The sequence below is a fragment of the Cognatishimia sp. F0-27 genome (genome assembly GCF_020667845.1).
Taxonomy (GTDB): Bacteria; Pseudomonadota; Alphaproteobacteria; order Rhodobacterales; family Rhodobacteraceae; genus JAFMPQ01.
Genome location: NZ_JAFMPQ010000065.1, coordinates 1 through 8,764 on the forward strand (window position 1 = coordinate 1; position 8,764 = coordinate 8,764).

Here is an 8,764-nt window from a genome sequence, read left to right on the forward strand (position 1 = left end):
TTCCAGGAAGTGTTCCGCTGTCTTGAGCTATGGGAGCCAACCCGGTGATGGCGGCGGCCGCTTCGCCTGTGATAGTGCCGATCTCTGGCATTTCTCCGATCAGTATCGTGCTAGCAACCGGGCCGACTCCCAGGATGGAGCGGAGGACGATTGCCATCCTGGTCAGATGATCGTCGCTCCCGAAGGCCTGGGTGATCCCGTTTTCAATTTCCTTTATCAGACATTCGATCCGCTTCTTCAATTCGTTGTCGGCGTCCTCAGACATCTTTGCGGCCCCCAGCTTCTGGTGCGCGCGGATTTGTGCCAGAAGCCGTTTGCATATCTCGACCAACTGGGCGCGTTTCGACGTCAAACCTCTGATACGGCGCAACTTTTCTGCGTGGCGCCCGCGACCTGCCTCGGCCCGGAAGGCAAAGAACCGGGCGATGAGTTCCGCATCGATGCGGTCTGTCTTGGCCTGCGTACTACGGCCTTGGGCAAAAGCCTTGACCTGTGCCGGCGGCACTTGGCGGGCAACAACCTATTCTGCCTCCAGAGCCTCCCACAACTGCCATTATTGGCCGCCAGTTGCCTCAAAACAGACGACGGCATTTCGGACCTAGGCACGATCCGCCACGGCAGATTACCTCTCCGAGGCGTCCGACACTCTGCAGCGAAGACCATGGGCAAGCCTCAGGGTAAGCCTCGGGTCGACGACCGTCGGGTTTTGAGCGGGATTATCTTTATTAACCATAATGGCTTGCGTTGGCGGGGTGCGCCGAAGGAGTATGGTCCGTATAAAATACTCTACAGCAGATGGAAGCGTTGGAGCGAGAAGGGTATCTTCGCCCGGATGATGGCAGGTCTGGCCGCCGGACAAGGCGAAGAGAAGACCGTGATGATCGGCGCGACATCTCTCGTGGCTTATAGAACGACGACCAGCAGGGCCGCCAAAAAGGGGGCCAGCGGTCGTCTGATCGGTCGAACTGAAGGCGGCATGAACACCAATTTGCGCGCCATCTGCGACACCCAGAGGCGGCCCATCGGCCTGTTCGTAACCGCTGGAAAGGTCAGCGATTACACCGGCGCGCACTACTCCGCGGCCTACCAAACGTCAAATGGCTGCTCGGAGATCGTGGCTACGACGCAGACTGGTTCAGAGAAGCGTTGCAGGACAGGAGGATACGCGCCTGAATCCCAGGCCGGAAGAAACGAAAGACGCCGGTCAAATACGACAAGCGGAGATAACAAGCGCGAAACCGCATCGAGCTCATGTTCGGCAGGCTCAGGGACTGGAGGCGTGTGGCCACCCGCTATGGTCGATGCCCCAAGGTGTTCCTCTCAGCCATCCCCTCGCGGCTCTCGTCATCTTTGGGCTGTGAAGCCTGACCCTAGCCAAAATACTATCAGCGCGATTTGTTCTTGGTAAAAGGCGGTCGACGGCACACTGCGTGCCGGATGTAGGGAATCACCATGTTTCCTGCGACAAGTTTGCCTTGAAAGCAGAGCCTTTATCAACTAATAGTTAAAAGATCGTTAACAAATTAGACTTCTTCTAGCTTTTCGTAGGGGAAGGTCTGAGTGTGTGAGGGTTTCAGTTAATGATTAAGCAGTACTTAAACGCATGTGCGGCCGTGGTCTGCGGGTTTTTCCTCCCCGATGGCGCGCTTTCTGGTCAAAATAATGTATCTCTATTGCAGATAGGGAGTGAAAACTCGCAAACAGTGGAGCAGCAAGGCTCTGAAAATTTTGCTGGTGGAAATCAGTACGTTGGGTCGCCGATTCGTCAAATTGGCAATGTCAATTTTTTGAGCTTGAGCCAAACTGGAGAGAAAATCTTCTTTGGGTCGACTGATGATGTTGGGGTAGCTCAGCTTGGTGATGGAAATATCCTGGTGGTTCGTCAGGATGCGGACGGTTCATTTGCAAACAGTATACTTCAATCAGACGGAAATAGTGCATTTTTGGTTCAATCGTCAATAACGGGTGGGCGGCAGTGGGTGCGGGGAAATGTCATTTCAAAAATTCAACAGGTAAATTCACTAGGCAAACCGAATTTCGTTGAGATCTACCAGGCGACATCATCTGGAAAATATGGGTTCGGCAATAATATTGTTGGATCCGATCATATTGATTTTTTTCTAGTTGGGGATGCGCTTGTGGAGCAGAAGGTTGCTGCGAACACGGGTGGAGTATTTCAAGAAGGATCTGCAAACAGCGCAATTATTAGTCAAGTTGGAAATCTCAATCGAGTATCAAGCTTGCGACAAGTAGGAGAAAGTAACAGCTCAATAATTCGACAGTATGGGCACAATAATGGTTCCATTGGGTTCTTGGAGGGTGGTGTAGCATCAGCTTTTATTGAAGCTGAACAATCAGCTTCTGTTGAGCAAATGGGGTCTAGAAATGAAGCAGTCATCGATCTAACGCTAACAAACAACAATTTTGCGGTTGTTCAAAGAGGTGATGACAATTTCTCAGATATTATGATTGTTGGGGGTGGAGTGCATTACCGAGGGCACAACGAAGCTGTCTCAGTCCAATATGGTGGGTTCCAAGCTCTGAGATATCACTCAAACGGACGATATAATAGAGCTTATTTTAGCCAATCTGGTTTCAATAATGCCCTTGACATAGATATTTTGGGGTCTTTCAATGGCGGAAGGGATGCAGATCGATTTGTTGACGCGTTGCATCCTAACCCAGCAGCGCTAGTCTTTGATTTGGCCGGAGTGCAGAAAACTGCTTTCATATCGCAGCGCGGCCAGCTTTTAAAAGCAACAGTTTCAGTTAGTGGAAATTATAATGATTATGCGCTAATACAAGAGGGATCAGCTAGTGAAGTTATCACAACAATTTCTGGGCACGCCAATAAATTTGCCGCATGGCAGACTGGCGATGGCAATACGATGGAGGTTTCGATTGCTGGAAACTCGACCAGCACCGGCATAATTCAATAGTTCTAGTTATTCCTCTCTCAAGGTTGCTGTTGAATCTTGGATGATCACATTGGCATCGCATTCCCTGTCGTCGCTATGTTCGGGATTCTCTGGCTGGCAGTGCAAGCGACAAACGATGTATTTTCCGTTTTGATCCCAACCGCGAGATCTTTTGCGCAAATCAGGTGAGGGATTCACTTCGTGAATTTAGCATGGTAGCTAATGCGCATGACCAAACACATATCCTCGACCTACAAGACCCCGAACTAGCGTGCCTATGACGAAGCGTGCAACCGCCGGGACTTAATTTCGATCTTGTTCGGTCCCGAGAAGTTCTGGGACGCACCGCCCGCTGGTAGGCGCGGCTGTGAGCCGACCTAAAGCAATCCCGCCGCTCAGACATGCCTGACGATGAAAGTACCTATAGGCATGGCATTGCGTCAGACGACTGGTTTCGTTGATAGCGTGGTGAAACTGGTCGGTCTGGACTGGACGGTGCAGGATTTCAGCACGCTATCGCGTCGTCAGAAAATACTCGCTGTGAACATCCCGTTTCGCGGCTCGGAGGCCCTCTGCACCTACTGGCCGACAGAACCGGCATCAAGGTGGAGGGTGAAAACGAGTGGCACGCGCGCGATGAGGCCCCTCCCCGGGCATCGAAATACCTTGGAAGCGCGATCTGGCGAAACTGGAGCCGATATCACCACCGGATCGGTGCTGAGACGAAGATGCACTGCATGAAACTTCTGGGCCAGTGGCTGATGGTACGCGACGTCGACCGACAGGTCGCCGAGGTCCAAGTCCGTATCGCCATCAAGAACGGTTATACCGCGCTCCACATACCCGGCACGAAAGCCGTGGGATAAATGGATCCAGGGAAGGGGGAAGACCGGTCAGCAAGAGTTTTGTGCGACAAAGCTCCAATTGTACTAAACACGCTCAAACCAGAAATTGACCACTTCGGAATTGAAGCCGCGTGTGATACGCATGGCGTGTTTCGAGAGATAGTATGATCGCGGCGCCAATATGGCCGTCAACTCGGTGCTGCCAATGCCGTAGGCTTGCCGTGTTAGGATGTGATCTAAGCGAGTTTTCAGCTCTGGCATCTGTGGTTCAGGGCCTTTGATTAGACGTCTCGTGATCTCTCGCACGTACATTCCTAGCTTGGTGCATGGATCAAAAAACCTAACTGTCGAGTTGACCCAATTGTTTGCGCCACGTTAATCCGTCGCCCATTGTTTCGCCAGCGCGTCCAATACCCGGATGGCGAACTCGGGCGGCGTGAACACTTCAACACTGAACCGATTAGCATTGCAGGACGGAACGTCCGGGTTCTACCCTCTTAACCTAAATGCGGTTTGGCTCATGCAGCGGCCTCGAGCGCGGGGCCGCATTGTTCGGCGAGGTTTCTAATTGTGATTTCGGGAAACTTCTTGGTTGGTTTGCATATCTCGTGGTTGTCAAGGCCCGCAAAAAGCGGCACTTTGGCGTTGATAGCAGATACGCTCGTCAGGACGTCCAGCCGGGAATTGCGGCGCTAAAACTCGCCCTTTCCGATTTAGCCCCACTCGGCAAAGGTGATCGGTTTGCCTTGAGACTTCTTCATGGTCAATGCGTCGCCATGGAAAAGGTTGGCCGCAAAAACAATCGAAGCCGCGCGGTAAGTCGCATCCTCGGGCGTCCGGCAGAGGTATTCCGCCAGGACTTCGAGCATGTTCGCGCGGAACTCTTCGATGTCGTCGGTCAAAAGTTCGATCCCGTAGCAGTACATCGGCCTAAAAGCGCATAGTGCCGTTTTTTGAAGTCCGACTTGCCGAACTTCACCTCCACAGACGCCAGCTTGCGCTGGAGCACCGGAACGAGGAAGTTCCTGCTACCGCAAGCCGGTTCTAGGAAGCGCGCGTCGATCCGCTCCGTCTCGCCTTTCACCAGAACGAGCATGGCACCCACCATCAACGCAGGAGTGAAGACTTCGCCATGGTCAGCGGCACGTTTTTTGGGAGCAGATAAGACCAATGCAAGGATCATCGCAAACATGATGGCCGAGGCCAATAGGTGACAACTCAACTGCGAACGCTCCTGAACCTGCCGAACTTGCGATAAACCGAGACGACCACTATATTTCCGTGAGGGCAACCATATGGGCACAAGATATGGCATCTTTCAGCGGGTTTATTCGGAAAGCGCCTTCCGATCGGTTTCGTCGGTTCATGGAGGCGCGGCAAGTCAATGCGCCCGAAGATTTCGATTGGACGAGCGAAGGGCGCGGAACCGCATTTGTGGAGACGATCAAGGCTCTGTTGACCGAATTGCCCGATCGGCAACAGGATGCGGTAAAGGCCGAATTGGACCATCTCGCCAGTATTGCAGATGAAACCGGCATGATGGGTGCGGTGCAGGTTTGTGCGGGGCAAGGGATTGATCTGGAAGGGCTGGAGGGCGTCCAGGACGTGCTTTTGATGCTGGCCACGAATCACCCGCGCATGATCGACCGGGTTGCCGTGCAGGCCTCGCTGATGCGGCGTAACGGCGGGCGACAATGGGCGCGGTTTCAGTTTCCCGACGATGGCAAACCTTGGGTTCTTGACTTGCCCAGCGCGCGCGAGGCTTTCCTTGTTGATGCCGTGGCTATTCTCGACCTGACCGAACACCGAAAGCGTGAGGCCGACTGGTATCAATCAGTCCGAATCGATCCGGCATCGGGCGGGGAAATCACGCTGACGCAGGCCACGATATACGTTGAAGAGTACGCGCAAAGCGAATTGTCCTTTGGCGAAAAAAGTCTTGAGCGCAAGACCGTTCAAAAGGTGCTGGAAGTTGGCCTCGCCTCCGATCCGAACGAGCGAGTGGTCGAGATATGTGCCAAGGGCGGCAAGGCCTTTCGCGAGCAATATATCAAGATGTTCGCCACGCATTTTGCACCGCAATCCGAATTGCCCGTAGAAGTGCCGCGTCGAGATGTTCTCTTGGAAACGCTGCGCGCGGACCCGCAATTTGAGACCGAACCGGCGGATGGCATCGACCGGGTCGAGGTGTCGTCTTTGTCCTTCCGCTCTTCGGATGGCGGTTTCGCGCGTTTTGAAAAGCGCGCCGAGGACGAAACGCTTTATGGTTTCCTCGACCGCCGCTTCGGTCAGGCCTCACCCTTGCGCGCGGGCGGATGGCAAATCCTCGCGGCAACCCTTAGGATCATGCTTGAAGCGCGCGGCGGCAAGGGCAAGCGCACGCTGACGGTAAATCTGAGTGCGCCGAACACGACGACGTTGCCAAACAAGACCGAGACGGATCGGCAGTTCGTGTTCGGCCTGTTAGAGCGCTGGAAACTGCTGGCCTCGCCTCCGAGCAAGGCCGATCTGTTCGAGGTCGTTAAGTGAACGCGCTTGACCTGCTTTGTGAGATCATCGCGGCGGGCGGCAAACCTGCTGTATCGGACTATCGCGGGCGGCCCGGTTATGCTGCGCTCTTGCGCCATGGTTTCTTTCGAGAGGCCCGTGTTGTTTCTTCCGTCGTGTGTGACGAGTGCGACGCGCCTCATTCTGCGCAGGTTGTCTTTGAGGGTGGGAGTTATGGGTATCACTGCCCCGACCTTGGGGTTGTCGTTTTGGACTATCCGAGCGTCCAAGCCCTACGACCCGATGCGGGGCGGATTGTTGCCGCTTTGGCTGAGGCCTTGGGGTGCAAGCGGCGCAAACAGACCCCTGTTCATGGCCAGACGTGGCGAATCGGTGCGCTGGAGGCCGAAGCTGGCGAGGTGATGTTCTATTTCCACACCAAGTTGCAAAGCGAAGAAGATGCGCGAAGCTTTTCGGATGCCTTGAGCCGAGAGGTTCGGACGCAATGGCGGTTGGCTGTTACGGCGGCAGGGACCTTGCCCGTTGCCGGTTCGCAAGCGGTTCGGCTGGACGATCTGGCGGAGTTGGATCATGAGACCGGCGCTTTGCGCATACTCGCCACGCCCGCCGACTTTGTCGGAATGCCTCGCAGGAACCCGGGCGGGCGGCCAAGCGAACAAGGTCCCGCGCTGGCGGCGATCATGTCTGACAGGCAGGATTCGGGAGTCGCCCTTGCGGGGTTGAATGCCGAAAGTCGAGAGATTCGCGCTGCCTTCACCGTCCAGAATCCCAGCGCAAAAACACCATCAATCGAAACCGTAAAGCGCCACCTCTCCAAATTCCGCGCTGGGTCATAACTGGGTCAATACCTCGCCCCTGTTCTGAACCGCCCCGCGTCCCTCACCGTCCGCTCATGCTCTAGCAAAGGAGAATGAGCCATGACGAACACGCCGGAACTGATCAACCAAGCCGCACAAATACTCGCCGTTTCCCCCAATGAGGCGGCCCGCCTGTGCAGCATCGGACGGACCACGCTCTACGCCGCCTTGTCGTCCGGCGACCTGAAAAGCGTCAAGATCGGCACACGCCGCCTGATCAGGATCGAGGCTCTGCGCGACTGGTTGAAGCGCAACGAAACCAAGGCGAGCGAGTGACGGACATATGCCGAAGCAAGCACGCCTGAGCGGGATCAAATCGGCCCGCTGCTACACCATCGAAGAGGCGGCGGAGGTATCCGGCGTCTCTCCCCGGACCATCCGCAATTGGGCAACGGACGGCTTGCGCGTCATGGACGGCGCGCGGCCCGCTTTGATCCGGGGGGACGACCTGCGTGACCACATCAAAACGAAGCGCAACAAGCGCTCGGTGAAGACCCGTATCGACACCTTCTACTGTCTTCCGTGCCGCAAGGAACGGCGCGCGGCGGAAGGCATGGCGGATTGCGAGATCAAGGAGGGACGCGCGAAGCTGACGGCGCTGTGCGAGGCGTGCGGGACAGTCGTCTCCAAGCCCGTTGCCGAAGCGCGCATCCCGGAAATTGCCCGGACCCTCGACCTCAAAATTACGCGGCACTAGCGCACATTGAGGTGGTGGACATTGGCCCCCGTGAATTTCCACTTCGGACCTCATCGCATGGCACCCCGAAATGCATACCACCAAAAAGGTGCGGCGCGGGCAGTGTTGGGAGCGCTCCACCGAAGGTGCGGAGGGCCAAAGTTGGCAACCTTTGCGCCGGGAATCCGTCGCGCCCCCGCGTGCGAAATATCCCCATCACAAACCGGGGTGCGGTTCTGCCCGGTTCAATGCGCGAACCCACTCCAATGTGACAGCCTGAAAGGAGGCCATTATGACCAAGCGACCGAATGAAAAGAACGAACGCCTCAAACGCCGATTTCTCGAATATCGCAAATTCGCCCGCCAGCTATCCGACAAGTCACTCGACAAGGAACTGACTGCGCTGGAGCGCTTTGACTTGTGGAACGGGCGCAAGGACTTCGCCAAATTCCACGTCCAGTGGGCGATGGGTTTCCGCGATCATTTGGAGCGCGCCAAGACCAAGACCGGACAGCCGATGAGCAAATCCACCGCGCGCGCTATCATGACGACCCTGCGCGAGTTCACCCTTTGGCTTTCGCAGCAAGACGGGTTCCGAAGTCGGATCAGGGCCTCGGATGCGGAATACTTCAACCTGTCGCGCCGGGATGAGGCCGAAGCCCGCGCCGCCCCGGCCCGCCCCGCGCCCAGCATGAAACAGGCATTGCGGGCGCTTGAGATAGTGCCCGCGACCACCCCACGCGAAATGCGCGACAAGGCGCTCTTTGGCCTGCTTTGCCTGACCGGCATCCGCATTTCCGCCCTGATTAGCCTTCGTCTCAAACATGTTGATCTCGACGACAAATCCGTGACGCAAAACCCGCGAGAGGTGGCGACGAAGTTCGGCAAATCCATGCATACCTTCTTTGCCAAGGGCTTCCCCGAGGCCGAAGTTGCGCTCCGCGCATGGATCACCCATCT

The 8,764-nt window shown here is 55.8% G+C and carries 9 protein-coding genes and 2 pseudogenes; 8 read left to right on the forward strand and 3 right to left on the reverse strand.

The features are described 5' to 3' along the window. On the reverse strand, positions 1 to 505 hold a 505-nt coding region (locus J1C49_RS22000), incomplete at its 3' end, for a transposase (RefSeq protein ID WP_227447783.1). Positions 506 to 661: 156 nt separating this feature from the next. On the opposite strand from J1C49_RS22000, the pseudogene J1C49_RS20955 reads away from it, so the two are divergent. The 3 genes and pseudogenes from J1C49_RS20955 to J1C49_RS20965 all read left to right on the forward strand — a co-directional run bounded on the left by J1C49_RS20955 (position 662) and on the right by J1C49_RS20965 (position 3,784). Next, a pseudogene (locus J1C49_RS20955) lies at positions 662 to 1,361 on the forward strand (IS5 family transposase). Positions 1,362 to 1,580: 219 nt separating this feature from the next. Then, positions 1,581 to 2,939 (forward strand): hypothetical protein, encoded by a 1,359-nt coding sequence (locus tag J1C49_RS20960; protein WP_227447784.1) that lies wholly within the window; start codon positions 1,581 to 1,583, stop codon positions 2,937 to 2,939. A gap of 207 nt (positions 2,940 to 3,146) precedes the next feature. Next, positions 3,147 to 3,784 (forward strand): annotated as a pseudogene (locus J1C49_RS20965) (transposase). A 692-nt stretch (positions 3,785 to 4,476) separates the two neighbouring features. Here J1C49_RS20965 and J1C49_RS20970 read toward each other — a convergent pair. Beyond that, on the reverse strand, positions 4,477 to 4,665 hold the full coding sequence (locus tag J1C49_RS20970; RefSeq protein WP_227447785.1) for a hypothetical protein: 189 nt from the start codon (positions 4,663 to 4,665) through the stop codon (positions 4,477 to 4,479). Further along, the gene (locus J1C49_RS20975) at positions 4,662 to 4,955 is read right to left on the reverse strand and encodes a hypothetical protein (protein WP_227447786.1); all 294 of its coding nucleotides are present in this window, start codon (positions 4,953 to 4,955) and stop codon (positions 4,662 to 4,664) included. Before J1C49_RS20975 ends, J1C49_RS20970 begins: the two co-directional genes overlap by 4 nt. A 242-nt stretch (positions 4,956 to 5,197) precedes the next feature. Here J1C49_RS20975 and J1C49_RS20980 point away from each other — a divergent pair, with 242 nt between their 5' ends. The 5 genes from J1C49_RS20980 to J1C49_RS21000 all read left to right on the forward strand — a co-directional run. After that, the gene (locus tag J1C49_RS20980; protein WP_227447787.1) at positions 5,198 to 6,292 is read left to right on the forward strand and encodes a hypothetical protein; all 1,095 of its coding nucleotides are present in this window, start codon (positions 5,198 to 5,200) and stop codon (positions 6,290 to 6,292) included. Positions 6,293 to 6,519: 227 nt separating this feature from the next. Then, entirely contained in the window at positions 6,520 to 7,107 is a 588-nt protein-coding gene (locus J1C49_RS20985; protein WP_227447788.1) for a hypothetical protein, read from the forward strand. Between the two features lie 81 nt (positions 7,108 to 7,188). Beyond that, a complete protein-coding gene (locus tag J1C49_RS20990) occupies positions 7,189 to 7,404 on the forward strand; it encodes a helix-turn-helix domain-containing protein (protein WP_227447789.1) in 216 nt (71 codons plus the stop codon). 7 nt (positions 7,405 to 7,411) lie between these two features. Continuing rightward, positions 7,412 to 7,825 (forward strand): helix-turn-helix domain-containing protein, encoded by a 414-nt coding sequence (locus tag J1C49_RS20995; RefSeq protein ID WP_227447790.1) that lies wholly within the window; start codon positions 7,412 to 7,414, stop codon positions 7,823 to 7,825. 271 nt (positions 7,826 to 8,096) lie between these two features. After that, positions 8,097 to 8,764 (forward strand): tyrosine-type recombinase/integrase (locus tag J1C49_RS21000; RefSeq protein ID WP_227447791.1); only part of this gene is annotated, 668 nt, incomplete at its 3' end.

Excerpts from the sequence above, each read along its gene's own strand:
- J1C49_RS20990 (WP_227447789.1), top strand. The coding sequence starts at position 7,189 with ATGACGAACACGCCGGAACTGATCAACCAAGCCGCACAAATACTCGCC.
- J1C49_RS20960 (WP_227447784.1), top strand. The coding sequence starts at position 1,581 with ATGATTAAGCAGTACTTAAACGCATGTGCGGCCGTGGTCTGCGGGTTT.
- J1C49_RS20975 (WP_227447786.1), bottom strand. The coding sequence starts at position 4,955 with ATGTTTGCGATGATCCTTGCATTGGTCTTATCTGCTCCCAAAAAACGT.
- J1C49_RS20995 (WP_227447790.1), top strand. The coding sequence starts at position 7,412 with ATGCCGAAGCAAGCACGCCTGAGCGGGATCAAATCGGCCCGCTGCTAC.